This is a genomic window from Candidatus Amarolinea dominans, from assembly GCA_016719785.1.
GTDB lineage: Bacteria > Chloroflexota > Anaerolineae > SSC4 > Amarolineaceae > Amarolinea > Amarolinea dominans.
In genome coordinates, this window is the sequence record JADJYJ010000022.1 from 28,724 (window position 1) to 53,935 (window position 25,212).

The window sequence follows — 25,212 nt, forward strand, 5'->3', positions numbered from 1 at the left end:
CCAAACATGTTCCCTGGCCCCGCACTAGGGCTAACGACTTTGTCCCAGCGCTTGCTCGAGCGCGGCGAGCCGGCTGCTCAGCTTGTCGAGCTGAGCCTGTTGGCCGGCGTTCTGGGCAGCCAGCGCCTGGTTTGTGTTCTGCGCTTCCTGCAGCATCTGATACAGCCCCTGGATCGCGGCGAATGCGATCCCGTTCATGTCGAGCGCGTTGAGGGACTGTTCATCCTCGCCCAGTCCAAACGCCGCGTAGAGATCTGGCGCCTGCGGACCGATGTGGCGCACTGTGCGGTCGTCGTGCGTGGTGCTCCAGGTTGAGATGGGCACCTGGCTCAGGCGCTGCAGGGTATCCACACCATCAACGATCTCCTGGTTGCCTGACCTGGGTCGCAGGTCCACGCAGTTCCAGCCGCCGCTGTTGGCGTGCAGGTAGCAATAAACCGTCAGCACGCCCTGATTGTCCACACCAACCGTGAAATTGACATCACCGGTTGCGCGCACCCAGAAACCATTCGGGTTGCTGACCCCCCAGTCGTATGGCAAACTATCTGCCCAAACAAACAGCCCCGTTGCGGCCGCTTTTGCGCGCTGCCCGGCGGCGAAACTGTAATTCCCTGTCGCCTGGTTGTACGCACCGCCGGGAACCACGGCATTCGTGCCACTGGCCGTGTTGAACGCGCCGCCACCCACCACCGAACCGATGCCCGAAGCTGTGTTGCCCTCCCCACCGCCTACGAAGGACTTGTCACCGGTCGCATCGTTGTGAACACCACCGGCCACCGTGGCCTGGGTCGCAGTTGCGTCGTTCCCGTAGCCACCAGCCACCGCGGCATAACTACCGCTGGCCACGTTGCCGTACCCACCAGCAACCGTCGCGTAGGGGCGGTCATCGCTGGTTCCGCCGGCGTTGCCGGCGCGGTTGTTGCCGCCGCCGCTCACGCTCCCGTAATCGTCGGTGACGCGGTTGCCGGTGGCCGGATCGGCCGGGTTGCTGCGTCCGCCGCCGGCGATCGTCGTGTACGCCGCGGTCGTCGTATTGCCAAAACCGCCGCCAACACTGGCAAAGCTGCCGCTGGCCGTATTCGACGAGCCGCCCAACACGCCCGCCGCCAGGCCGCTGGCGATGTTGCCGGTGCCGCCGACGACGACGGCCCAGCCTCCGCTGGCCTGGTTCTGCTCGCCGCCGCCAACGATGGCTGTGCCGCCGCTCGCCGTATTCTCCGACCCCCCACCCACGCTGGCAAACGCGCCGCTGGCGGTGTTGCTCTGGCCGCCGCTGACCGTGGCGTACGTCCGGTCGCCGGTGGTGCCGGCATTGTCACCGGCCTGGTTGTTGCCACCGCCGCTCACCGTGCCGTAATCGTCCGTGACGCGGTTGGCCGTCGCCGAGTTGAGCGCGTCGGTCCGTCCGCCGCCACCGATCGTGGCATAGCCGGCGTTGGTGATGTTACCCAGGCCGCCGCCGATCGTCGCATAGGCTCCGCCCGCGGTGTTTTGGCCACCGCCAACGGCTGTTGCTGCATGGCCGCTGGCCTGGTTGTATGCCCCACCGCCAATCGTGCTGTAATCGCCGTAGGCCGCATTGTCTACGCCGCCGCCAACGGCGGCATAATGGCCGGCCGCGTTGGCAGACCCACCCGCGATCGTCGCATTCTGGCCGTTGGCCACGTTGCTCTCGCCGCCACCCACGGTGGCCGCGATGTGAAGAGCCTGGTTACCAGCCCCACCGGCCACTGTGCTGCCCCAGGCGTCCTCGGCGTTGCCGTTGTTGGTGCCGGCCTGATTGCCAGCCCCGCCGCCTACGCTGCTCCACTTGTCGGTCGCCAGGTTGCCCGTGGCTGGATTGCCCGGGTCTCGCCGGCCGCCACCGCTGACCGTGGCCCAGGGGCCGCTGGCCGTGTTGCCGAATCCCCCACTGACTGTGGCATACGTCCCGCTCGCCGTGTTGATCGAGCCACCGCCAATCGTGGTCCAGGCGACCGGCGCCAGGTTGACGTAGCCGCCGCCCACAGTGGCATAGGGCCCGCCGGCGCTGTTGGCATACCCGCCGCTGACCGTGCCGTGGGTGCCACCGACCGCATTGGGGCCGGCCGTCGCGCCACCGCCGCTGATCGTGGCGCCATAGACGCCAGGGGTGATGCTGTTGCTGCTGTGGCCGCCCACCAGGTTGGGGCTGGTTGTGTGCGGCTCCAGGCGCAGGGCACGCTGGTTGTTGACCTTCAGCTCGAGGGGTTGGTTATCCGTGGTGCCGACGAAGTGCGTGCCGGGCGCCGTTGCCGCATTGCCGGTCAGGTCCCAACTGCCGCTGCTCCACGGCCCCGCCTGTCCCCAATGGCCGGCCGCGAGCTGGATGTCAAAGATGTCCACGTCGCCGTCGTGGTCTACGTCGCAGGCGGGGTCGTAGGCTCCACCTGGCGCGCAGGGGCCGGCCAGCACCCGCGCGGGCGTCAGCCCGCTCAGGGACGCGGCCCCTGCATGGATGCTCACGGTCGCCAGCAGGGCTGCGGCCAACGCCATCAGCAGTTTCTGTCTCATTGTGCCAGACATGTTGACTCCTTCGTTGACTGCGCCACCCCGCCCGGCTCGGATTACTCCGGCGGGTCGAGGTTGCGCTGGTAGTCCAGGCCCAGTTCTGCGTCCAGGCCCAGCTCGACAGGGTGCAGGTAGAGGCCCGCCTCCTCGACCGGCTTCGCTTCCTCCACCGGGATGCGATGGGCGTTCGCGTAGGCGTCCTGGCGGATGCCGGTGACCTGCCAGGAGACCTCCAGGCCCGGATCGCCGCCGGCGATCTGGAAGCGGTTGCCGCTGATCTTGCGCGCCACGTAGACCGGCGCCCAGCCGCCGATCGTCGTGAGCTGGTAGCGAAAGTCCCGATTGAGCGCCTCGAACCAGGCCGGCAGTTCGACCCAGGCCTCGCCGTCGCCGTCCAGCGTGGCGTTGCCGTTGTAGATGTTCATCATATCGGGCGACTCGACGAAGGAGTGGGAGAGGTACTGGTTGGCCGGATCGAGCGGGTGGTCAATCTTGAACGAGCCGGCTGACTTGCTCAGGGTGCCAAGCACATGCACCGGACCGACGAAATAACCGGCATAACCACTGGAGGATCCGGTCACACCGTACACGCCGATGGCGGTCCCGCTGCTGGCTGTGGCAACCCCATAAACGCCTCGCCCGTTGGTGCTGGCGCTTTCGCCGTACAGGCCGTAGGTGGTGCCGCTCGTGGCCGTGGTTTTGCCATAGACGCCTTGTCCGTCAGGGCTTGCACTCTCGCCATAGACGCCGGTGGTGTCACCGCTGGCCGCCGTGGCCACGCCCAACACCCCCGTGCCCGATGTGCTTGCACTCTGGCCCCACACCCCGTGGGTGGCGCCGGTTGCCGCGCTGGCGTAGCCGGAGACACCGCGCCCCGTGGCGCTGCTGTTCCAGCCGTCAATGCCGGCGAGGCCGCTGCTGGTCTTCGCCCACACGGCGGTGTCGGTCGCCGCAACGGCCTGGATGGCCCGGCCGCTGGCATAGTTTTGGACGAAGAGGGCGTCGGCGCCATTGCCTTCGAAGAGGCCGGCATAACCAGCGCCGCTGGTGCTGTAGCCGTACACGCCGATAGAGGCCCCGCTGCCCGCCGAGGCGGCGCCGTAGACGCCGTAGCCGCCGATGCTTTCGCTATGCCCATACACACCAATGGTGAAGCCGTTGGCCGCGGTGGTGCGACCGGATACGCCGACGCCGTTGTCGCTGTCGCTGCGGCCATGCACGCCATAGGCAAAGCCGGTGGCCGCGTTGGCCCAACCGTACACACCCCGACCGCTGGGGCTGTTGCTCTCGCCGAACACGCCGGTGGTGACGCCGTTGGCAGCGTCGGCAATACCGTACACGCCGCGGCCGTTGGAGCTGTCGCTCTGGCCCCACACACCGTAGGTGTAGCCGGTGAGGGAGGTGGCGCGCCCCAGGAGACCCCGGCCGTCGCTGCTGTTGCTCTGACCCCAGACGCCATACGTCGTGCCGTTGGCGGGCGTGGCCAGGCCGTACACGCCCGTGCCGTTAGTGCTGCTGCTCTCGCCCCACACGCCATAGGTCAAGCCGGTGGGAGAGTTCGCCCAGGCGTACACCCCCGCGCCGTTGGTGCTGGCGCTGCGGGCCGACAGACCGTAGGCAATGTCGCTGGCCGCCGTGTTGTCGAGAGACAGACCGTGACCACCCGTGGCGCCGGTCCACGTCTCGCCCCAGTGAGTATGGCCGGCGGTGTAGGCGCCGGTCGAGTTCCAGTGGCCGGCCGTGCGCTGGACATCCAGGATGTCAACGTCACTATCCTGATCTACATCACAGCCGGAGGCATAGCCGCCGCCCGGCGGGCACGCGGCCACGGCGGGGCCATCCGGCATCTCCTGCGCGCTGGCCGGCCCCATCGCCAGCGCAAGGAATATCAGCACCACTACCAGGGCAGTCACACGAACGATAGAAATCATGACGCATACCTCCTGAATGTTGTTGCGCACATGTTCTTGAACTCCACCAGTTCGCCAACATCCATGCCGTTGATATCGCGTGACCCGTCACCCATAAGGTTGCACCCATGTCCAGCACTCCCTGTAGCTCAGATATAAATACGGTGAACTCTATTCACCGGGCTGATCTCAATCAGCCAGGAGCGCCTCCGCTGCGAGGATGCCGGCCATCGCGGATCGCGCCACGCTGTAGCCGGGATAGGTGGTCTGCCCGGACTGGTACAAGCCGCGAAGGGGGGTGCGATGCGGGAAGTGATTCCACGGCGCGACCTCCGGCGACAGGCCGTAGACCGCTCCGCGGTACAGGTTCAGGTTGTCCCGAAAATCCTTCGGGCTGACCAGGCGTTTGACGGCGATGTCCAGCGTGTGGACGCGGCCGAGGGCCTCCACCGCCCTGGCGAGAACGGCTTCCTTGCGCTCCTCGCTCCAGGCGTCGACGGGAAGATCGCGGCGCACGGGAGGATACAGCTCGATCACGCTCCCGCCCGCCGGCGCCAGCTCGGGCAGCGTCACCGTGGGCGCATCGTACACCAGCCACTTGACGCCGTCGTCGCAGGGGGTGAACACCTCGCCTTGTCGCTCCATCGGCGGCAGGAAGCAGTGGGAATGGCTGGGCGCGTCGATTCTGTTGCGCAGGCCGAGCTGCACCGAAAACGCGCTGTGCGACAGCTTCGCCTCGCGCGCCATGCGCTGCAAACGGCGCGGCGAGTCGGCGTCGCCCAGCAGCGCCGAAGGTCAGCATCCCGCTGACGGTCGAGATGACCGCGTCCACGTCGACCGGACCCTGCCCGCGGATCTCCAGCCCGCGCACGCGCCCATCGCTGACGACGATCCTGTCCACCCTCGCGTTCACATGGATTTCCCCGCCGTGAGCCAGCAGCGCCCGGCTGAGCGCCTCGGGCACGCTGCCCATGCCGCCTTCGGGCAGGTGAAAGCCGTCGCTGAAGAGGGTCACCAGGCCCAACACCCCAATCGCGGGCTGTCTCTCCGGGGGCAGGCCCGTATACAGCAGAACGCCCGCCATCGCCGCGCGCACCGAGTCGTCGCTGAAGAGCCGCTTCAGTTCGTCCGCCACCGTCCCGCGGAACTTGGGCAGATGCCTCCAGCCCCTGGCAAGGATGCGCCGAAACGACAGCGGGTGGGCCAGGATGTCCTCGGTGAGCAGACGCAGAGCCGGCTCCCATCGGCTCATCATGGCGTCCAGTTCTTGTTTCAGGACGGCTTCGTTCACCGTCCCCGTGCGCTTTTCGACGGTCACGCGCAAGCCGTCGCCAAACGTGACCACGTCGCCGTTGGGCAGAACCGTCGTCTGCGGCGCGCTGATCTTGCGCAGCGGCAGAGCGGACGGGCGATCCAGTCCGATCCTGGCAAAGACGTGGTCCAGCATGGTGGGCAAGGCGAGATAGAGCGCGCCGTCGTTGAACGTGTACCCGTCGACGGTGGTCGTCGCACAGCAGCCGCCGATCTTGCCGTTGGCCTCGAAGAGCTTGACCTTGATTCCGCTGCGCGCGAGCAGTCCGCCCGCCGCCAGCCCTGCCACGCCCCCGCCGATGATTGCTACTGTCCCGACTGATGTCATGAAGTCTTCCTTTGCTCACTCTGGCAGGAGCGACTGCATCTGTTTGGAGATGAACCTCGCCGCGCCTGGAACTGAAGCGGGCAGCGCTTCCACCGCCGAACGGTCGGCGATGTTGGCGATGTGCAGCGACAGCCTCTCGGTTTTCTCACCGGCAAGCGCAGCCGTTTCTTGCAGCCCTGCCTCGTTGATGTCCACCGCGGCGACGCGCGCGCCTTTGTCGAGCAGGCGCAGAACCAGCTCGCGCCCAATGCCGTTTCCGCCGCCGGTGACGACGATGGCCTTGTGTTGGACTTTCATGAAGTTTGCTCCCTGTGATCACTGTGATCAACAGGTCGCTCATCCGCACCATTGCGACACCAGTGCGAACCAGGACACGTAGCCGCACATGCCCAGCGCGGCGCCAGCGGCCAGCGCACCGACCCACCATGGCCAGCGTTTGTTCAGCCCGAACAAGATGGCGGCGACGACGACGCCCAAAGCCATGACGGCGGGCGCAGCCATGAGCAGGGACACGCTGGCGTCGTTGCCGACCTCACTGCACGAATCCGCGCCGAACGCTATCAGCAGGAGGCCGAAATAACCGATGCCGACGACGACCACGAGCAGAACCAGCGCCAGGACAATGGCGAGAATCCAACGAACCAGTGGGGACATTTGATGGCCTTGGGGACATTTGATGGCCTCCTTGATGGAAGCACCTTGTTGCTTCAACCGGGTATCCGCACTCACGCGCGCGTCACGATCTGATGGATATGCGGCCACAGGATATCGATCCGCGTCCCGCCCTCGAGATGCCCTCCGTTCGGGATGCCGACAAGGGCAGCGCCGCGGATTTCCTGCGCTGCCCTCTCGTTGAACGCGAACATGTTTTACAGGGTCATGGGGTAATCTCCAGGCTGCCGTGATGGCCTGGCGGGCCAGTCGGAGTCGCCACGTCGCGGCTGGCCGGCGTGACCTGGACGCAGCCGGCCAGCACGATTACCAACATCAGCCAGAGTGTCTTGATTCTCATTGGCCTGCCTCTCTGCTTCATCCCTCGAAAGTCGGACAGAGCGCGTTCCACTGTTCGGCCACGGCAATGAGATCGAAGATATCGATGGGACTGCCGAAGGGCGGGGCCACGTCGTAAGTGGCGTTGTACGCGCCGGGGTTGTTCCAGCGCGCGGCCACCTGCATGATGTCCTGCACGTCCACGCGACCGTTGCCGTTGAAGTCCAGATAGCAGCCCAGGGCGCGGCAGGCGCTGAACTCCGAGGTGTTGCCGGCCGGGTCGGTGGCGGTCGCGGTCAGCCAGAAGCCGCCGGGTGACACGGGGAATGTCGCCGCAAACGGGCTGTCGCCGCTGCCGTTGGTCGTGATGGCGATCTCGCCCAGGTGCGTCGCGCCCTCGCCGTTGCCGGAGGGATCGCACGTCGCATTGCCGTAGACGTCAATCTTGATGGCGGTGCTGGGCGTGGTGTTGATCGTGCCGGCCACGCTGACGCCGCCGCCGACCGAGGCGCTGGTCAGCGTCGGGAAGTTCTGCAGCAGATTGCCGCCGGTGTCCGGGTCCAGCGGGTCGTTGGGGGTGACGCCATCGTAGTCCAGGTCAATGCCCAGGGCGCCGTTGCTGTGGATCGAGTTGCCCCGTATGCGGTTGCCGACACCCTCCTGGACCTGCAAGCCGTTGCCGCCGTTGTAGGCGACGATGTTGGCATCGCCGGCCGCCAGGCCGCCGATCTGGTTGCCATCGCCCTGGAAGATGCCGACACCCGGACCGCCGCCGCCCTCGATGGGGGAGGTGCCGTTGCCCACTGCGGTCACGCCATCGGCGCCGACGCCGATCTTGTTGCCCTGCACGACGTTGTTGTCCGCACCGGCCGCAGAGATTACAACGCCGCCGGCCAGGTTGCCGGAGATGACGTTGTCGAGGACCTGGTTGCCGGCTGCGGTGGCCAGGGCGACGCCCAGGTATGCGTTGGGCCGCGCTGTGACCCCATCGGCGGCGACGCCGATGTAGTTGCGCTCGACCGTGTTGTTGTCCGTGCCGGCCTCATGGATCAGTACGCCCTCGTTGTCGTTGCCGGAGATGATGTTGCGTGCGGCGTCCACGCTGCCGCCGATCACGTTGAGCGTGGCGCCGCTGGCCAGGCGCACCCCGGACCCCTGGTTGGGAATGGCCACGGCGCCGGCCGGGTCGAGGCCGATGGTGTTGCCCCGCACAAAATTACCCGACGAGGGCCCAAAGATGAGCACGCCCTGGTTTTCGTTGCCCGAGATGATGTTGCGCGCCGGGGCGCTGCTGTCGCCGATGATGTTGCCCGCGCCGTTGTTGATGAACACCCCGGCCACGTTATTGGGAACTGCGGCTGTGCCCGCTGCATTGAGGCCGATGTAGTTCGCCACGACCGAGTTGTTGTTCGAGCCATTGCTGAACACGATGCCGGTGTTGTTGTTGCCGGCGATGACGTTGCGCGAGGAGGGATTGGGCAGGCCGACCGTGTTGCTGCTGGCGTTGGAGAAGGCGACGCCGCTGTTGCCGTTGCCCAGGTCGAGGCTGCCGTTGACGTCGGTGCCGATGTAATTGCCGTAGACGGCGTTGTTGGAGACGCCGTTGGTCAGGTACACGCCATCGCCGGTGTTGCCGGAGATCAGGTTGCGTGTGCCGGCCAGGTTGCCGCCGATGTTGTTGCTGCCGCCGCCCACGATGCCCACGCCCACGGAATTGGGCGTGGCGGCCGTTCCGGCCGCGTTGGTGCCCAGGAACGAGCACTCGACGCGGTTGCCTGTGCCGTCGATGACGATGCCGTAGTCGTCCCACCAGCCGTTGACGACCAGCCCGCGCACCGTGCTGGCGCCGGTCGTTACCTGCAGGCCGGGGGTGGACGGCCCTACCATCGCGCCGTTCAGCACAATGAGCAGCGTCGGCGGCCAGGCCGCGCAGGTTGCGCCGGGCTGCGTCAGTCCGTCTATGATCGTCGGACCGGTGATGGCGGGCAGCTCGCTGGTCGGGCTGAGGGTCTTGACGCCTGCGCCGGCGATGTTGAACGCGATCGTGTCGGACCCGGCGGCCGCGTTCGCCGCGCTGATGGCTTCCCGCAGCGAGCAGTGGGTCGCGTCGCAAGCGCCATCGTTCACGTCATTGGTCGAGTTGACGGTAAACGTAGCAGCCGGCGCGTCCTGGGCCGCGGCCCACGGGATGGCGACCCAAACCAGACATAGTACCAGCAGCAGGCATGTCGCCATGCTGCCGCGGCGCAGGGATGAATGACGATGTTTCATGGGTGTCGTTAGTCTCCTTGTCCAAAAAATTGCCGCTCTGGCCGGTCTCCAACCGAGCCAGGTACGGGTGAAAATGACCAGGCGTGGCTGCCCGGTCCTTCGGTTGGAGCGTGTTGAACGCAGGCGCGGGCTACTGAAGCGCCACCATCACCCACACCATTTCATCTTCGGCGGCATCCAGCGCCACGCCGACCGTTGGGCCGCCCTCGTCCAGCGTGACGCCGTCTACCTCGACCGTGCGCAGGCCGCGGGCCTCCCCGGCCGCGTCGCTGACCTTCAGACGCTGGCCAGGCGTGAGCGCCTCGCCTTGCGCCACCTTGACCCGCGCCAGGCCCTGCACGACGATCAGCAGGTAGTCGCCCGGCTGCGCCGCGCCGTCAGCCGCTTGCACGCTGTCCAGCGCCTCGCCTTCCTTCTCGGATGGCGTGACCGACGCCCGGCTGAAGACCACGCCGACCACGCCCGGCGCTGCCGCGCCGCTCTGCTGCACGCGCAGGACAGGATCAACGCCGCCGGTCAGCGCGCTGTCCACGCCGGCCGCCGCCACCAGGTCGCCCGCCTCCAGCGCGGCATCGCCGGTGTTCTGCGCCACGTACATCAGCGTACAGCCGGTGCAGCCGCCGGTGACATAGATCTGGTCATTGAAGTAACCGGCATACGTGCCGCCGCTATGGGCGACAAGGCCGGGGCTGGTACCAGAGTTGGTGACGTAGGCCGCGCCAAAGTTATTGCCCTGCGAGGTTGCCGCATAGGCGCGCAGCCCGTCGCCATTGCCATCGTTGTCAATGATGCCGGCGTAGTTGGTATTGTTGGCCTGGATATAGGCGCCGTTTTGTGCGCGCACCCTGAAGGTGTCAGTACTCGTGGAACTCCAGTCGCTGGCCTGGCTGTCGGCCCAGACGAACGCCCCGTCGTGGGTGGCCTTGGCTCGCTGGCCGGCTGCGAAACTGTACTGGCCTGACGCGGTGTTGAGGGCGCCGCCTGGTAAGGTGGCATACGCTCCGCTGGCGGTGTTACCGTACCCGCCGCCCACCGTGGAATACCCTCCGCTGGCGGCGTTTTGGTACCCGCCACCCACGGTGGCGTTCCCTCCGCTGGCGGTGTTAAACGTCCCGCCGCCTACGGTACCATATCCGTCGCTGGCTATGTTGCCAAACCCGCCGCTCAGGGTGGCATACACCCCGCCGGCGGTGTTGGCCTGGCCGCCGCCCACGGTGGCGCCCTCGAGGCCGGCGGTGTTATCCCACCCGCCGCCCACAGTGCCGTAGTTGCCGGTAACACTGTTTTCGTAGCCGCTGGCTCCCCCGCCCCCGATGGTTGCGCCAACCAGGCCGGCGGATACACTATTGCCGCTATAACCCCCAATCAGATTGGGGCCATAGTTACTACCGTTGGACTGGATCAGCAGGGCGCGGCTGCCGTTGACCCGCACCTCCAGGGGCTGGTTGTCCGTGGTGCCGAGAAAGTGGCTCCCGGGTGTCGTGCCGGCGTTGCCGGCGAGCGCCCAGTAGTCGCCGCCGGTCCAGACGCCGGTCTGGTTCCAGTGGCCGGCGGCCAGCTGGACGTCGAAGATATCCACGTCGCCGTCGTGGTCCACGTCGCAGGCTGGGTCGTAGACCGCGCCCGGCGCACAGGGACCTGCCTGGGGGATGGAAGGCGCCTCCTGGGCGCCGGCTGGGCCGATCAACAGGCCGAGCACGAGCAACACGATTGAGATCACGGCGAAACGGAAACTGCGCTGCATGACGACTACCTCCTGGTGATTCAATGGTGCGGATGACAGTGCGGGCAAAGCCGCGCGCTCATTTAAGCACAAAACGAGCGGCAGCAGGTATCGCTTTTCGATACAAAATCAGACCGTTTTGCCGGCTCTGGGATCTGCGGCCGGCAGGGGGCCTCGGTGCTACGCGCCAGACAGGGGCGGGGCAGTGTCGCGTTGGGCTTTCACGGGGTCTATGGAGCGATGATGACAAGCTCGTTCTCGTCAAGCTTGCCGAGTGTCCCGGAGAACGCCAGCTCTAGCAGAAAGACCTTGTCGCCCACCTTGAACTCCTGAGGGCCGATGTCGCCGGTTCCGCTGCTCCAGGCGACGGTTTGCTGCTCATCGCCGCGGGTGACGGTGAAATCGTAGTAGAGAAAGCCGCGTGGATACTGAGGCGACGTCACGCGACGCGTGCCGGCGAATTCCAGCGTGAAATCGGGGAAGTTCACGGGCTGTCCGGGGGCATAGGCGACCCGGGATCCGTAGGCGGCCTGGCCAGCGGGGGCGCTCACCTGGCAGCCTGTGAGCAACAGCATGATCACTACTGCGGACCAATAGCGAAGCATTGCGTTCCTCCACGAGCAACGGCCCGGCCTTGCCGTTGGCAGGCGCCGGGTCCCAAAGCCAAGGGCGTGTCGGGTGTCGTTCTTCGATAGTGCAGCCTGGTGGGCTGTGAGCCGGCGGGCAGGCTACTGCGGATTGACCAGCACCCAAATCAAGCCGTCGGCGGCCTGTCCCAGAGCGAAGCCTAGCGTCGGCGCGCCCTCGGCGACGACCATACCGTCGACGGTTCGGGTTTCCAGCGGCCGCACCCGGCCATCGGCAGCCGCTACGACACGCGTACCGGCGGCGATGGCGGCCACGCCTGTCGTCATCCGCACCTGCATCGGCCCGCTATAGACGACGACGACGTATTCGCCTGGCGCGGCCGCTCCGTCGCCGGGGAGAAGCTGCCGGCCGTTCTCCGCCGGCAGGTGCTCGGTCGCAGCAACCAGGGCAGCGCGGCCGGCCACGACGCCCACCGCGGCCTGGCCCGGCTGCGCGGGCAACACATCCCACAGCGCCGCCGCGTTATCGAGATCGGCCGGCGTGACGCCGCGCACGGCGACCACGTCGCCGGGCTGCAAGGCGCGCGTGCCGGTGTTGACCGCAAAGCTTGCCTGCCGGCACCCGGTGCAGGTGCCGGTAATCGTCACGCTGCCGTTGAACCAGCCGGCCCAGCCCGCGCCGGCCTCGCCGTAGACCGCGCGGCCGCCGTTGAGGACCTGGCGGCCACGCCGAAGCCGCCGCCGCTGTTCTCGCCGTAGACGCCGCTGGTGATGGCGCCGTTGCTGTCGCCGCGCACGCCGTTGCCGCCGCCGCTGTTGATGCCGTAGACGCCATTGTAGGCGCCGTTGGTCGTCAGCGCATAGACGCCGTGGGCGCCCGCCGAGCCGACGTAGACGCCGTTGCCGCCGGCCGCGCCGACGAACAGGCCGTGCGCGCCGGCCGACTGCACGCTGGCGCCGCTGCCGTCGACGGCCTGCACCGAAAGGCCGTCGCCGTCGGCCGACATGACGCGCAGCCCGTGACCGGTGGCATGGCCGATCTCCACCCCGTTGCTGGCCGTGTCGATCGGGCACGAGCCGACGCTGCCGGCGGTGCAGACACGGACGCCGTCGCCGTTGCCGCCGCCTGCGCCAGACGCGCCGACGAAAATGCCGGCCCAGCCGCTGTAATAGACGGATACGCCCGCTCCGCCGGCCTGTGCGACCGCCAGGCCGTCACCGCTGGGGTGGTTGTTGTCCAGAACCAACGCCGCGTACCTGGGCGAGCCAAAGGAGCCGATAATCGCCAACGAGTCGGAGCCTGTCCAATTCTGGCCCAGGTGGTCGTGGTTGTTGTCGCTGACCCATGTCCCCGATTGGTTCCAGTGGCCCGCGGTCAATTGAATGTCGAAGATATCCACGTCGCCGTCCTGGTCGGCGTCGCAGGCGGGGTCGTAACTTGCACCGGGTGCGCACGGGCCCGGCACCGGCCTGGCGAGCGCTGGTTGGGCGCTGGCGATGCCCAGAATGGCCAGTCCCACCACCAAAACAACCACGCGGCCGAAGCGAGCAGACGATCCTCTCATGGCGGTCCTCCACAACCTGGGGCGTGTCAACGCACGATCGCCCGGCCAGATGGCGGCTGGAAGCCGCGGCTACGCAGACAAACGCCCCCTGCGGGGCGTGTCGCCTCACGATCGCCCGGCCACATGGCGGCTGGAAGCCGCGGCTACGCAGACAAACGCCCCCTGCGGGGCGTGTCGCCTCACGATCGCCCGCGTGTTATCCTGTGGCCGACAGGATGAACCACCTCAGCATACAATACAACAAATGGGAGAACAAGAACATCCCTCACCTGTCTGGCCAGGGATGAAATTACGAGGGATATTTTACCGTTTTGCGGCACAAGAACTAGTTCTTTTGGGCAATGGACTCTGTTTGCCGTTCCGCGCAGATCGAATTACTCCGTCTCGTCGAGGTTACGCTGGTAGTCCAAACCCAACTCTGCCGGCTGGCCCAGCTCCACGGGGTGCAGGTAGAGCCCGCGCTCGCCGGCCGGCTTGGCCTCCTCCACCGGGATGCTGTGGCGGCCACGGCGGGACCATCCGGCGGCTCCTGCGCGCTGGCCGGCCCCATCGCCAGCGCAAGGAACATCAGCACGACTGCCAGGGCAGTCACACGAACGATGGGAGTCATGACTCATACCTCCTGAATGTTGTTGCGCACATGTTTCTGAACTCCACCAGTTCTCCAACCTGCACGCCGTTGATAGGGGTGTTTTCGTTCATAGTTCTTCTCCTTTCATTGCTTGCAGCCCATCCCGCAATCGAACTGCGAGACTGGCCAACTCCTCCAACTCGGACTCGTTCAGGCATGACCACGGCGCAAAGAAGAGACGTTCCGTCTCCGCTTCGACCTCTGCCCGAACCTGTTTGCCCGCCGCTGTGATTTGAACTACGCCCGAACCTTCCTCCGCCCACCCGCGCCCGATGAGTTCCCTCACATCCCCCGCGTGGACATCCTCCGTCACGCCGCGGCGGCTGGACTTCTCGTGGAGTTCGTTGAAGGTCAGCGCGTCGTTCTGGGAGAGTTTGTCGAGTACCTCCCACGCGTGACCTTCGACTCCGTGCGCGCTCCACGTGGCAAAATAGCAATCGTCGCGGTGACCTTCCAACAGGAAGCAGTGGGCAATAAAACCTTCGAGCGTCGCGAACACTCCCGTCCGCTCGTAGAAATCTCGTTTGGCTTTTATCAAAACATGCGCGGGTGGTTCAGGCGAATGGAACGCCGCGCCTGAAATGCGGGCAAGCAGATCGCCAATTGTCCGCAACGACTCTTTTGGCATGGGAGTGAGGGGCGCCATCGCTTCATTCCCCACATTGATAAGTCGAAGCGCAGTGGTTCTTCCCGACTCGGTTGCGCGATATTTCCCCTGACCGTCAGTCGCCAAATATCCCTGCTGAACTGCGGAGGAAAGTCGCTCATCGTTCACCTGCGCAAGCCCGTATGGAAAGTATCGCATGAACTGGGCGATGGAAAACGGATTGGCGTCGAATGCCCAAATCGCCGTCACCCAATTGTAGAAATTAGGGGGCAGTGAAAGTTCCTCCGCAGCTTTGTCTGCGGCGGGGTAGGCATAATTGTCGCCCAAAATTTCCGAACTTTCTTCAAGCGTAGACCAGATGGATTGCAGATTCATAGGAGCCTCCTGATTTGTCTTGTGGCAGTCACTCCACTCTATGCCAGGGAACGGCAAACGATTTCGGGCGCGGGGGCATTTTGTCTTCCACCAACGTGAAGGTCAATGTGTTCCCATCAAGATTCCATCGGTACTTGCCCGCCCCGTATTCGGGCGCGGCATACGATCCTTCCACATCCTCCACTTCGAGGAGGTCGCCCGTCACCTGGTATTTGCTGATGACAATGATCTCCCCTTCGAGAGACAGGGTTATTTTCCCTCCCTCGTAAATGTCAACGACGGGCGAATACTCGCCAACGGTATAGGTGAACTTGCCAGTCGGAAAAACTTGATCGTTCATTGCATATCTCCTCTGTTTGTCGCAGGTATGCGCTCGATTGTAGTTGAACGCCGCTCGCCGCACTGCGGGCAGTAGACCAGCGCCTGCTTGCGGGATGCTGCGGCCTTCCAGCGGATGCCGCCCGCGTCCCACACGGAGCGCGTCGCCCCGCAACTGTTGCAGCGCATCTGCCAGGCCTGCGACTCGGCGCGCATGGCGTCCGCCCATCGCTTGGGCAGAACCGCCATCAAAAAACGTTGGATTCGTGTCATCATGCCTCCTTCGCGTACGATCATCGGACGACAACAAGCCTATTTCAGGATCACCGGCAGGAAGGTCGCGGCGGACGGCTCCGCCAGATCGTCCCGCACTGTCGCCGCGGCCGGCGCGATCAGCGCAGCCAATCCGGCCAGGATGAGCAGCGCCAACAAAGTCAAAACACATGCAGTTGACATCGTGTCTTCCTCTCAGCCAGCGGAGCGTGCTGAAAGCTCCCTGGCCAACCCTCCGGTAGGTCGCCTACGGCCCATACAGCTCATACGCGATCCGATGGCCGCCGATGCAGGTACCGCTCATGTTGTTGGTGGTCTGGAAATCAACCTGGATGAAGTAGCTGCGCCAGTCGTCGAGGGTGACGTCGAAGGTCTGGCCCACGGTATTCCACCCAAAGGGGCCGCTGATCACACCGATCTGCCCGATCTGCGTGACGTTGCTGCCAGAGCCGAAAAAGCGGCTGGCCAGGGTGCTGGTCATGACGCCGGTGGCGGTTGCACTGTACGCTTCCGTGATGATTTGGGTGATCCGCGCGCCGGCCGGCAGACTGAAAGGGTAAATGAGCCGGCGGCCGGCGTTGTCGTTGGCGCCGCCCGTGGCGAAACCCAGACAGAGTGAGGTACCCCAATTACCGAGGCCGGGCGCGTTGCCGTAGGTGATGCCCGCGCTGCGGAAGACGGGCTGGCCGGCCGCGCCCAGGATTTGCAGCAGGTGGGTCGGATTGCACTGTTTGTTCAGCCGCCGATCCTGGTCGTCGCTGACATCGGTGCAGGTCAGCGCGCCACCGTCAACATGCACCAGCCCCCACCCCAGCATCGAGTTGCGGATGTCTGAATCGGCGCGGGCGCCCGCATCATTCCACACCGCGTTGATGCTCCCGCGCACCTGGGATGAATCCACCCGTACGCCGCCGCCGGTGGCGTTATGGATGCCATAGCCAGTGATACCGCTGTTGGAGAGGGCCCGGATCTCGCTGTTGGTCACTTGAAGCACAGAGTCTTGTACAGACAGGCCGATAGCCGGGCCCACGCCCGTACCATCCACCGACGTATGGTGGACTCGCAGCGCCCTGTCGTAGTTGGATACGCTGCTGATGCCGTAGACGCCGATATCGCCGCCAGTAACGACGATGACGCTGTTCTCAATTTCCAGACCCGTATCGTCGAGGGCTTGGATGCCAAATGACTGGCCGATTCCTCCCAACACTGTCACCGAGCTGTTGCTGAGGGTGAAGGCGGTGTTGATGTTGGTCGCGCCAGCGGTGGCGTAGCCGCCAGCCGCGGCCAGCGTGCTGTTGCGCACGGTAACCTGGCTATCGGTCGCCTCGATGGCCCTGGCATTGGTGTTAGAAGATTCGGCCTCGATGCTGATCCGGTCCAACTCAACGGCGCTCCCCCACACCTCGATGCCACGTGTATCGGCATCGCCGTTCTGCGCCGTCAGGCTGCTCTCGCGTAACCTGGCGACGGCCTGTTCTGCGACGTAGAGCGCCGCGTTTTGCAGCCCACCTTGTGCATGAAGCCTGAGCATCTCGCCCTGCAACACGGCGCCAGCGTCTGTTACGTAAAGGCCGAAGTAGTAGCGGCAGCACGGCTGGCCCGTCCCATCCGCCCGCGCCGTGAGGTGGGTCAACGTGGCGCCGTTGCCGCTGCGCAGGCGCACCGCAGTGTTGACGTACCCCGTCCCTGCATTGACCACGGTGAGCTGGCTGGCGCGGCTCTGGTCGCTGAGCACCAGCGTCGCGGTGGGAAAGTTGAGCGCATCTATGGGGTTTCCTACCGTGCTGCTGATGATGGTGGTCTCCTCGCCGCTCCCCAACAGGTGCGTGAAACTCGGCAGCGTCACCGCTTCCACGTACGAGCCGGGCAGGACGCGGACCACGTAGGGGCTGCCGGCGCTGGCGTTGCCGGCCGCGTTGATCGCGGCCACGGCTGCGCCGACGGTCAGATACTCGCCCCCTTCTTTGGCCACGATCAGCTCCCGATCGTTGTAGGGATTGCCGCTGGTCCCCCAGGCCGCGGCCACAATCTGCAGGTCCACAACGCTGATCGTTCCGTCGCCGTTGACATCGTAGCGCGGGTTGTAGACGGCCTGGGCCAGCGCCGGCGCCGCGACTATCGCCAGGCCCAGCGATAGCGCAACGACCAGCCACACGGCTGCCGGCGCAGTCACACGAAACACAAAATTCATTTCCACACCTCCTACGCCAAACCCGGTGATGACTGCTCACCTTTTCGCAGGCGGGGTATCTTCTCGGTCGCAAACGGCAATGGTGAATGAGGAAGCGCCCCGTATCTCTGGCGGGTGATATGAGATGGTTGTCTATGCCGAAATACAATGGCGCCGGAACGCAATGGGGTGATGTGGAGATTGACGTAGATTGCGGCCCTGGTGTGACGGCGCGAGGATGAATTCACAAACCGGTGCAGCAAACTCTACTCACCGCAAAGACGGGAAGAATCCGTGTCCATCCGCGTGAATCCGTGTACGAACAGTAACAGCCGCCAGGATCAGGCGCGGGTCGGGCGGGGGCGCGGGGCCAGGTTTTCCTTGCCGTATTTGCGCACGAGGAAAATGGCAATGGCCCAGGGCAGGATGCCGTACAGCGTCTGCGCTGCGTAGTTGTTGGACGAAAGCACCAGGTACGACTGCACCGCATTGCCCCAGCCGTGCAGCAGGATCATGATCCACACGCTCTCGGTGTTGTTGTAGAGCCAGGTGTTGACGATGGTCCAGCCGATGATGCCCATCGTCAGCCCAAGCAGCGAGGCGATCAGCGGCGCCGGGCCGGCGGCCAGGTTGTAGTAGATGATGAAAGGAAAATGCCAGACGCCCCACAGGAGGCCCAGAATCCAACTGGCGCGCTCGGCATGGAAGCGGTGCTGCAAGCGGGGCAGAGCAAACCCGCGCCAGCCCGGCTCTTCGGCAATGCCCGTGAAGATGAGCATGTACAGGAAGAACGGAATGAACGAGCCGATGGGCAATTTCGCGGTGTAATCCAACTTGCCGCCGCTGGAGAGCAGCCCCAGGCCGAGGCTGACCACGCCCAGGGCCAGCGGAATGCCCAGCGCGGCCAGGTACCACCTGGTGTCAACCCGCCAAAGGGTGGAGCGGCGCCACAGGTCTCTCAGTCCGGCCCGGCCTTCCACCACAGATGTGACGAGGATGGCCGCGAACAGCGGGCCGGCGCCTAGTGTGAATAAGAAGTAGACCAGCGCCTGTCCGGAGTTCAACCGGCCGGCCAGCAGATCGAGAAAATACTGAAAGTTGGTCTCATTGCTCAGGGACATCCCCTGGCCGGGCGCGAGGGCAATCGCGGCCAATTGCAGACTCCAGGTGATGGCGTAGGCCAGGACAAAGAACGACACGAGCGGGTGCTGCTTGATGAGTTTCACGGCAACTCCTGCGCGTTGGACACATTCTGGTCCTTCATAACCCAAGAACTGACGACTTCTGTGCCTATGACTGGGTTGAGATCGCATAACACCACATCTCCGCGCGTGATTGTCACCACTGGATCTCTCCGCGTGCCAGGCGACTCTCATAGTCTTCGAGATTGGACAAATAATCGGAAAGGCCTATCTCGGAGAGTTCAAGTGTCTCAGTGAACTGATTCCACAGCTGCCAGCGGGTGGTGTCTTGTCTCATCAGCAAGAAGTCTATGAAATCGTTCACTTCTTGAACGAACGATTCGGGCAACTGAAGAACCTTAGTGATGGTCATGTCATAAACGCTCATTTTCTCGCTCGATTCTCAGCTAGACGATGCATCTACCGTCAACGCTGCTGAAACATCATTGTGCATCTACTTCTAAATCGTTTGGACAATCCCGCCAGGGGCGAAGCGTGCTACGGCTCTGTTATCGCTGGCAGTATACCCCTGCCCTCTACCCGTGTCAAACATCATTCGCCAGCCACCGGCGCTGTCTGTTGCGAATCTATTCGATCAAGGTACTCTGTTCGATATTGATCATGCGCGCATAGAGAATCTGCTCGTTCACCTCCAGATTGTTGATCAGGCTCAAACCGCGCACAATCCCGTGGCCAATCGCCTCTCCCACGATTTCACCATATTCCACCTCCATGATGACGTTGTCGGCGCGGGCGTCATTGGACACACTGTCGGGGTCCTGCCAGGTACCGGCTGCGCTCATTTCCGTGGACGCTTTCATGAAATCCAGCGCCTCGGCCTTGAACCGCGGCAGCGCGAAGGTGAGCAGCTCACGTTGCACTCGCTCGAAGTGGGTCTGGGTGCTCTCGTCGCCAAAGAGAAGCCCGAAGAGGACATCTTTGGCGTGCTGAAGCAAGGCATCTCCTTCCCTGGTGCGGTACTCTTCCCCGATCAGATCGCCGCCCTTGACCGGCGCACTCGCCAGGAGATACCCCTCGGCGATGAGTTTGGCGCGGTCATACGATCCGTAACGCTCCAGGAAGGCGGTCAGCACCGGCAGATTCAGATCCATCTCGTGCAGGCGAACGATGCGGTCGGCGCGGGCCTTCGCCTTGACCTCCTGTAGCTGCTTGCGATCCATCTCCTGCAAGCTGTGCGCGTCCAGAGCCAGGCGGATGATCTGATCAATCAACCAATCCTTGTCCTGGGTGATCAGAAAGCCGCGCAGTCTTTCCTCGAACTGCGGGACAAGGTCTTTGTTGACCTGGCGAATGATGGTTTGGATAGTGGTCATGGTGTCATACTCCTCACAATGGGCTTACCATGCGTTCGGCATCAGAAGATATAGTTGTGCATTGTGATCTCTGGCGCGAATGCCTTGTCTATGATCTCTCTCTGACGACTCGTGAAGACTTCCTGGTACGGCCTTCTGTCTGTGCGATGTTCTGATTTGGCCTGACCCCGGCGATCCCTCGAACGGGATGCCCAGTTGGCCGAACACCTGGGACAATTCCTGCATCAGTGATTCGTACTTGAGAACCCGATCCACCAGGATTGACCCACGCGAGTCGGTGTATTTCGGATAGTTGATGCAGAACCAGCGCCTGTCAAAATACTCGTCCAGCGTGAGGCCGCCGTCCTTGCGATCGTTGATCATGGCATAGTGAGACAGCGTCTTGTCCCATGGGTTTCTTTCCACGCAGAACTTGAAATAGGTTTCCCACACTTCCCGCGATGTTCTTGCCCGTATGATCGTTGCCGGGAGGTGACGAACGTATCTGTGCCTGCGCCAGAGGTGTCTCCATGTCATTTTAGGGTCGTTTTCAGGTCGCGCCCTCTGCTTTCGATGATTTCCGGTGGGGGATTCCAAAGGCCCTGGTAATTCCTGGCGCGATGCGGTTCCACATGCGGCCAGATGGGCGTGACCACATCATCCTCTCCACAAAACTGAGACAGGTAGACCTCGATGCTCGTGCCTGCCGTCTTCTTGGTCTTGATGAAGATGAATTTGTACTTGTGCGAGATGATCAAGATGCGCTCCGAACGACGATTGATGCCTGAACTGCAGCAGTATACATCCATCCCTTGACTGCGTCAAACGATATTTACTGCCTCCGGCAAATCCGAATTTTGCCCCCATTCGACATTCGCCCCCTCCCCCCAACTTCGGAAGTCCAGTTCCCCTCAGGCTCCAGGTGCGTGAAAGAGGATCGCCCGGTACGGCTGCTCGATGCTGCCACCGGCCGCCTGAATCACGGCGTCAATCTCCCGGTTCAGCGCCAGCCGCAAACCCTCGTCCATGCCGTGCAGGCCAGAACGAGTGCGCAGGAGCTTGACGTACCTGTCCGCGTCCAGGGTCTCCATCCAATCGTAGATCTTGACCGCCACATTCTCGATGCCGCAATAGTCACGAAAGTTGCCCTCGATGACGGCCCGCACCCAGGCGGCGTCCATCGGCTCGTTGGGCCGCTCGACCTGCGGCGCGCGCTGGCGAAACACTTCGTCAATGGCCCGCGACCAGTCGGTTTGCGGGTCAACCGTAAGTTGCCAGAAAAAGGCAAAGGAGCCTGTCGCCTTGAGCGCGGTCATTACTTTGGCGTAACCGGTTTCGGGGCGAATCCAGTGGAAGGCGTCCGCAGAAACGGCCAGGTCGAAGCCATACCTCGGCAGGTCGCAGGACTCGAACTCGGACTGGACGATGGTCACGTTGGGGTAAGCCCGGCAGTTCTGGGCGGCGTACGCGGCCAGGCGCTCGCCCAGCTCGATTGCCAGCAGGCGATAGCCCCGCCTGGCGAAGGCGACGGTCGCATTGCCCGGCCCGCAGCCGATCTCAAGGATGCGCCCGTCCGCGGGCAGCGCGGCCAGGCGGATGATGTCCTCGATCAGCGCATCGAGATAGCGGGTGCGCGTTTCATTATAGAGGTCCGCGATCTCTTCGAAAGTGATGCGGCGTGAACGGTCAATACTCATCGGCTAAACCAGGTTCGATCTCTGTGATCGTTCAGGGCGCCAGCTTCTTCCCAATCTGAACCACGAGGCCAAAGAACGTGACGAGCCAGGCCGCGATGGCAAGATAGACGAAGTAGCGAGGGATGGCAAGCAGAAAGTCAACCCCAAGCGCCCTGGCGAGTTGAAGGTGCAAACGGTGTACATGCCGAGCGGGAAGACCAGGCCCCAATACAGCGGATGATAGGTCAGCATCTGGTGCTTGTAGAGGTGACGCCATCCGCCGAAGACGAGCAGGAGCGGAATCCACCAGGTTCCTATCGCCCAGAAGAAGAGGGTGAAGCCCTCGATGAACGACATCATGTCAGCGAGGAAGGGATAGTTGCCGCTGAGGATGATGTTGGCGCCCGCCAGGGTGGTGATGGCGACGGCGCCCATGTTGATCCAATAGGGAGGCGTCAGCTCCTGCGGGTTGAGCTTGAAGAACATGAAGCGGTAGAAAATGAGCGCGATGACGAGGATGTAGAACATGCATCCGAGCAGGAAGAAGCAGAGCATGGCGAAGAGGAAAATCTCTTGCCAGGCGCCGAAGCGGGGGGCGATCAGCGTTCCCAGCACGGCGACGGACTGCGTGGAGACCACCGTCAACAGCCAGGCGCCGTTGATGCCCCTTCCAGCGGCGGTTTCTGTTCTTTGATGGTCATCGGCGAAGAAGGCGTAGATCAAGACGATCCAGAACCAGGCCGACAATCCAGCGCCAGCGCCGTTGGCTGGTCACTTCCAGGATGACGAATTGACTGCCCAGCACCGTTCGTCCCGGCGACGAGGGTAGAAAGCCGCGCTCAGGTTGTGGCTGGTGAGGTCAGCGAGGATCGGAGATGACGAAAGAGCCGGCCCAACGTGAGCAACCAGAGCGCGGCGGGAAAAGCTGATTCAGGTAGAACAGGGAAGGGCGAGGAGATCATGCCCAAGAGATGGCAGGCAATGGAAACGATGCCCGTGCCATGACGAAAGCAAGTAGGCGGGATACAGATCTTGCGCCCTCACGATCGAGAATGCCCAGAGAGAGGCCCTGGTTTCGTTGGCGGTTCGATTCATGGTTCTATCGCAGCGTCAGTTGTCATTCCAGGTAGGTTCCCAATGCTCAACCGGTGTCAAGGGAACCCCTCATTAGCTCTGAACCAGCTTCGATGTCCACGGCAAGGTAGAGATTGTGACGCCAGGCCCAGGCGGGTTTCGACATAGTACGCCTGGCCGGCACAGGCGCGACAGAGAATTCGCGTCCCGTGTCACCTCGCTGGTTGATGATTTCCTCGCCGCAGGCCCCTCGCAGTTCACGCACACCCGCGTGTCCGATCGAGTCAGATGTTGATCCGCATCGTCACCCATCGGGAATCGAGCAGGTCCTCGTCGGGCATGCGCTGATAGCCGAGTAGTTGCCCGCTTCCCAACGGCTGCGCGCCTCAGGCGCAAACGCCGCCGCCAGCTCCGCACGTCGAGCCGCGGCGCAATGCGAACGGCCCGCTGGCTGCGTGTCCCACAAAGACGGCGGCAACTTTACCGAAATCTTCCACACGCAGCGTGCGCCGACCCACGTAGCAACCCGTTACTGCGCTGACGCCATCCACGAAGCAGCCGTCGGTCTCGGTGATGGCGAGCCAGGCGCTGTCCGTTTGCGGCAGGTCGAGGGCCAGGAGGAGGCGGCCAACATGCCCGCGTGCCCAGCACCTACCAGGCACAGGCGGTGATGGTGCGTCACGCAGTCGCGCGTAGGAGTTCATCAGGTGTTTCATGGGCATTCTTTGCCACGAATTTCACGAATTTGCACGAATGGGGTGCGGTTCCGCGCCGTTACTTTTGCACCGGCCGAGCGATTCAAATGACCACCTGCGGCAGCTACCAGAGGTAGGTAATCGGGTAGGTGACCACATGCACCAACTAACGTGAAGAAGATGCAGATGATGACGAAGCCCCACGGGTGATGCCATTTGACCACAGAGCAACGACGGGACATATTCGATCTTCGGCTGGAAGACCACCAGGGAAACAACCACGGCTGCGCCAGTGCGCAGAACCAGTCGGACCACCAGCGGTAAGAAGGAGACCCAGAAGCCCAGGATGACCTGCACGAGCAGGAGCAAGGATGAGCAACCAGTCAGCCCAGGTGGCGACGACACCCGCGGTCATCAGACATGCGGCGCAGGACGAGCGGGCTGAGCCCAACGATGGAGACCGGCGCCAGCGCCACCGCCGATCACCTCGATGATGCCGAAACCGCGTCGGGTCAGCGTCGTCGAGCCCATGCGCTTTGGGAAGAAAGAAAGGCAAATAAGTGGACGCTCAGAATGGTGACAATGCCGTAGTGCCAGGCACGGACCACAGAACAGGCGGCGGCTTTCCAGGAACTGCGAGGAGAAGCTGGAAAGGAGAAGCGATCGGAATAGTAGCGGTGATGCCGACTACTGTCGACAAAATAAACGCGACGTAAGGAAGGCAATGAAGAAAACGGTATCAAGCACGTTGTCCTCCAACAAGAACTTGAACTAATCCATTGCGTCGTATGCCAGGGGCATTTCGTCGAAGGCCTCGCATTGCGCCTGGGCGTGGTCTTCCTCCCAAAGCGGCCTTGATGAGCGGCTCGCCGACCGTAGTCACCCGCACATCGTACAGAGCTTGCAGCACGGCCAGGTGGGCGACGGCGCGGAATGATCGTTCTCGTCGCGCATGCGAGCCGCACGAAAACCTTGTCCAGCGCAGGCAGGATGGCGTATTGGGTGAAATCACCAAACTCCTCCTCATCCTGCAGCACGTTCAAGTAGCGCAGGATGCAGAACAAGAGTGGTCAAAGAGTTCGCCTCCTTCGCTCAACCCATACGCATGTTAGCGGTTCTTCAGTTCGGAGCAAGAAGATGCTGCGCTAGTAGGTTTCAGAGAGCAGTTGATAGCCGATGTAGGGATACGCGCCGCCCAGGTCGAAGGTGCTGGCGTGACTCCTCCTGCAAGCCGTAGGCCATCGGCTCGACCTCGCGCGCAAAGCACCGGACAGGCGCGTCGGGCGACGGAGATTTAGCGTAAATCTCGCGAGGAACGGCAGCGCCATGCCGGGCCAGATCTGCTCGCACAGGCGAGATTTCTCGGCCCAGGCCGGGCTGGGGATAGTCCAGCACGTGGCGGCGGAGCCAGGGTGGTTGGGAGCATGGGATGAAGTGTCATGGCTAGAACCTGCGCTGGGCGCCGGTGGAAGTAAGAAGCCTGTTTTCTTGTTTGTTGGTGAGGGGGCGGGATGTTCGATTCGATGGCAACTTCACGATTCATGGCGATACGACAAGCGTTCTTCGTAGGTCGGCAACGGTCAGGCGGAAGATCGCGTCGGCTTCCTGCGGGTCAGTTCCACCGGTGGTGTAGGCCTTGTCGAGTTCCGCCGGCGACACGTCCTTGACCGTCTCACTGCGGCGAT

General features: G+C 63.6%; 23 protein-coding genes and 2 pseudogenes. All 25 read right to left on the reverse strand.

The window, feature by feature from the left end:
* Positions 1–30: 30 nt before the first annotated feature.
* Positions 31–2,544 (reverse strand): hypothetical protein, encoded by a 2,514-nt coding sequence (locus IPM84_20180; GenBank protein MBK9095033.1) that lies wholly within the window; start codon positions 2,542–2,544, stop codon positions 31–33.
* 41 nt (positions 2,545–2,585) lie between these two features.
* A complete protein-coding gene (locus tag IPM84_20185) occupies positions 2,586–4,460 on the reverse strand; it encodes a hypothetical protein (GenBank protein ID MBK9095034.1) in 1,875 nt (624 codons plus the stop codon).
* Between the two features lie 168 nt (positions 4,461–4,628).
* Positions 4,629–6,078 (reverse strand): annotated as a pseudogene (locus IPM84_20190) (NAD(P)/FAD-dependent oxidoreductase).
* 15 nt (positions 6,079–6,093) lie between these two features.
* On the reverse strand, positions 6,094–6,375 hold the full coding sequence (locus IPM84_20195) for an SDR family NAD(P)-dependent oxidoreductase (protein ID MBK9095035.1): 282 nt from the start codon (positions 6,373–6,375) through the stop codon (positions 6,094–6,096).
* A 39-nt stretch (positions 6,376–6,414) separates the two neighbouring features.
* Positions 6,415–6,789 carry a hypothetical protein gene (locus IPM84_20200; protein MBK9095036.1) on the reverse strand — a complete coding sequence of 125 codons (375 nt, stop codon included), beginning with the start codon at positions 6,787–6,789 and terminating at the stop codon, positions 6,415–6,417.
* 14 nt (positions 6,790–6,803) lie between these two features.
* Positions 6,804–6,944, reverse strand: a complete 141-nt coding sequence (locus tag IPM84_20205; GenBank protein MBK9095037.1) for a hypothetical protein — start codon at positions 6,942–6,944, stop codon at positions 6,804–6,806.
* A 163-nt stretch (positions 6,945–7,107) separates the two neighbouring features.
* On the reverse strand, positions 7,108–9,339 hold the full coding sequence (locus IPM84_20210; GenBank protein MBK9095038.1) for a right-handed parallel beta-helix repeat-containing protein: 2,232 nt from the start codon (positions 9,337–9,339) through the stop codon (positions 7,108–7,110).
* Positions 9,340–9,469: 130 nt separating this feature from the next.
* On the reverse strand, positions 9,470–11,083 hold the full coding sequence (locus tag IPM84_20215; GenBank protein ID MBK9095039.1) for a hypothetical protein: 1,614 nt from the start codon (positions 11,081–11,083) through the stop codon (positions 9,470–9,472).
* 209 nt (positions 11,084–11,292) lie between these two features.
* Entirely contained in the window at positions 11,293–11,667 is a 375-nt protein-coding gene (locus IPM84_20220; protein MBK9095040.1) for a hypothetical protein, read from the reverse strand.
* 123 nt (positions 11,668–11,790) lie between these two features.
* Positions 11,791–12,297 carry a hypothetical protein gene (locus IPM84_20225; protein ID MBK9095041.1) on the reverse strand — a complete coding sequence of 169 codons (507 nt, stop codon included), beginning with the start codon at positions 12,295–12,297 and terminating at the stop codon, positions 11,791–11,793.
* Positions 12,294–13,214, reverse strand: a complete 921-nt coding sequence (locus IPM84_20230) for a hypothetical protein (GenBank protein ID MBK9095042.1) — start codon at positions 13,212–13,214, stop codon at positions 12,294–12,296. Before IPM84_20230 ends, IPM84_20225 begins: the two co-directional genes overlap by 4 nt.
* A 374-nt stretch (positions 13,215–13,588) precedes the next feature.
* Positions 13,589–13,831 (reverse strand): hypothetical protein, encoded by a 243-nt coding sequence (locus IPM84_20235; protein MBK9095043.1) that lies wholly within the window; start codon positions 13,829–13,831, stop codon positions 13,589–13,591.
* A gap of 81 nt (positions 13,832–13,912) precedes the next feature.
* Entirely contained in the window at positions 13,913–14,827 is a 915-nt protein-coding gene (locus IPM84_20240; protein MBK9095044.1) for a hypothetical protein, read from the reverse strand.
* 28 nt (positions 14,828–14,855) lie between these two features.
* On the reverse strand, positions 14,856–15,167 hold the full coding sequence (locus IPM84_20245) for a hypothetical protein (GenBank protein MBK9095045.1): 312 nt from the start codon (positions 15,165–15,167) through the stop codon (positions 14,856–14,858).
* Complete coding sequence (locus tag IPM84_20250) at positions 15,164–15,418, reverse strand: hypothetical protein (protein ID MBK9095046.1); 255 nt, start codon at positions 15,416–15,418, stop codon at positions 15,164–15,166. The genes IPM84_20245 and IPM84_20250 overlap by 4 nt, the downstream gene beginning before the upstream one ends.
* 39 nt (positions 15,419–15,457) lie before the next feature.
* Entirely contained in the window at positions 15,458–15,601 is a 144-nt protein-coding gene (locus IPM84_20255) for a hypothetical protein (GenBank protein MBK9095047.1), read from the reverse strand.
* Positions 15,602–15,665: 64 nt separating this feature from the next.
* Positions 15,666–17,609 (reverse strand): hypothetical protein, encoded by a 1,944-nt coding sequence (locus IPM84_20260; protein MBK9095048.1) that lies wholly within the window; start codon positions 17,607–17,609, stop codon positions 15,666–15,668.
* Between the two features lie 320 nt (positions 17,610–17,929).
* Entirely contained in the window at positions 17,930–18,814 is an 885-nt protein-coding gene (locus tag IPM84_20265; protein ID MBK9095049.1) for a CPBP family intramembrane metalloprotease, read from the reverse strand.
* Between the two features lie 112 nt (positions 18,815–18,926).
* A complete protein-coding gene (locus IPM84_20270) occupies positions 18,927–19,157 on the reverse strand; it encodes a hypothetical protein (protein MBK9095050.1) in 231 nt (76 codons plus the stop codon).
* A 199-nt stretch (positions 19,158–19,356) separates the two neighbouring features.
* Positions 19,357–20,103: a hypothetical protein gene (locus tag IPM84_20275; protein ID MBK9095051.1), complete on the reverse strand. Its 747-nt coding sequence runs from the start codon at positions 20,101–20,103 to the stop codon at positions 19,357–19,359.
* A 41-nt stretch (positions 20,104–20,144) separates the two neighbouring features.
* Positions 20,145–20,840, reverse strand: a pseudogene (locus tag IPM84_20280) (hypothetical protein).
* A gap of 153 nt (positions 20,841–20,993) precedes the next feature.
* Positions 20,994–21,779 (reverse strand): methyltransferase domain-containing protein, encoded by a 786-nt coding sequence (locus tag IPM84_20285; GenBank protein MBK9095052.1) that lies wholly within the window; start codon positions 21,777–21,779, stop codon positions 20,994–20,996.
* Positions 21,780–21,782: 3 nt separating this feature from the next.
* On the reverse strand, positions 21,783–22,505 hold the full coding sequence (locus IPM84_20290) for a tellurite resistance/C4-dicarboxylate transporter family protein (GenBank protein MBK9095053.1): 723 nt from the start codon (positions 22,503–22,505) through the stop codon (positions 21,783–21,785).
* 713 nt (positions 22,506–23,218) lie between these two features.
* The gene (locus IPM84_20295) at positions 23,219–23,548 is read right to left on the reverse strand and encodes a hypothetical protein (GenBank protein ID MBK9095054.1); all 330 of its coding nucleotides are present in this window, start codon (positions 23,546–23,548) and stop codon (positions 23,219–23,221) included.
* A 1,518-nt stretch (positions 23,549–25,066) separates the two neighbouring features.
* A partial coding sequence (locus tag IPM84_20300) for a hypothetical protein (protein ID MBK9095055.1) occupies positions 25,067–25,212 on the reverse strand: 146 nt, incomplete at its 5' end.

Excerpts from the sequence above, each read along its gene's own strand:
- IPM84_20235 (MBK9095043.1), bottom strand. The coding sequence starts at position 13,831 with ATGAGTCATGACTCCCATCGTTCGTGTGACTGCCCTGGCAGTCGTGCT.
- IPM84_20275 (MBK9095051.1), bottom strand. The coding sequence starts at position 20,103 with ATGACCACTATCCAAACCATCATTCGCCAGGTCAACAAAGACCTTGTC.
- IPM84_20185 (MBK9095034.1), bottom strand. The coding sequence starts at position 4,460 with ATGATTTCTATCGTTCGTGTGACTGCCCTGGTAGTGGTGCTGATATTC.
- IPM84_20205 (MBK9095037.1), bottom strand. The coding sequence starts at position 6,944 with ATGTTCGCGTTCAACGAGAGGGCAGCGCAGGAAATCCGCGGCGCTGCC.
- IPM84_20230 (MBK9095042.1), bottom strand. The coding sequence starts at position 13,214 with ATGAGAGGATCGTCTGCTCGCTTCGGCCGCGTGGTTGTTTTGGTGGTG.
- IPM84_20195 (MBK9095035.1), bottom strand. The coding sequence starts at position 6,375 with ATGAAAGTCCAACACAAGGCCATCGTCGTCACCGGCGGCGGAAACGGC.
- IPM84_20270 (MBK9095050.1), bottom strand. The coding sequence starts at position 19,157 with ATGAGCGTTTATGACATGACCATCACTAAGGTTCTTCAGTTGCCCGAA.
- IPM84_20180 (MBK9095033.1), bottom strand. The coding sequence starts at position 2,544 with ATGTCTGGCACAATGAGACAGAAACTGCTGATGGCGTTGGCCGCAGCC.
- IPM84_20240 (MBK9095044.1), bottom strand. The coding sequence starts at position 14,827 with ATGAATCTGCAATCCATCTGGTCTACGCTTGAAGAAAGTTCGGAAATT.
- IPM84_20255 (MBK9095047.1), bottom strand. The coding sequence starts at position 15,601 with ATGTCAACTGCATGTGTTTTGACTTTGTTGGCGCTGCTCATCCTGGCC.
- IPM84_20210 (MBK9095038.1), bottom strand. The coding sequence starts at position 9,339 with ATGAAACATCGTCATTCATCCCTGCGCCGCGGCAGCATGGCGACATGC.
- IPM84_20215 (MBK9095039.1), bottom strand. The coding sequence starts at position 11,083 with ATGCAGCGCAGTTTCCGTTTCGCCGTGATCTCAATCGTGTTGCTCGTG.
- IPM84_20250 (MBK9095046.1), bottom strand. The coding sequence starts at position 15,418 with ATGACACGAATCCAACGTTTTTTGATGGCGGTTCTGCCCAAGCGATGG.
- IPM84_20295 (MBK9095054.1), bottom strand. The coding sequence starts at position 23,548 with ATGAAACACCTGATGAACTCCTACGCGCGACTGCGTGACGCACCATCA.
- IPM84_20260 (MBK9095048.1), bottom strand. The coding sequence starts at position 17,609 with ATGAATTTTGTGTTTCGTGTGACTGCGCCGGCAGCCGTGTGGCTGGTC.
- IPM84_20220 (MBK9095040.1), bottom strand. The coding sequence starts at position 11,667 with ATGCTTCGCTATTGGTCCGCAGTAGTGATCATGCTGTTGCTCACAGGC.
- IPM84_20285 (MBK9095052.1), bottom strand. The coding sequence starts at position 21,779 with ATGAGTATTGACCGTTCACGCCGCATCACTTTCGAAGAGATCGCGGAC.
- IPM84_20245 (MBK9095045.1), bottom strand. The coding sequence starts at position 15,167 with ATGAACGATCAAGTTTTTCCGACTGGCAAGTTCACCTATACCGTTGGC.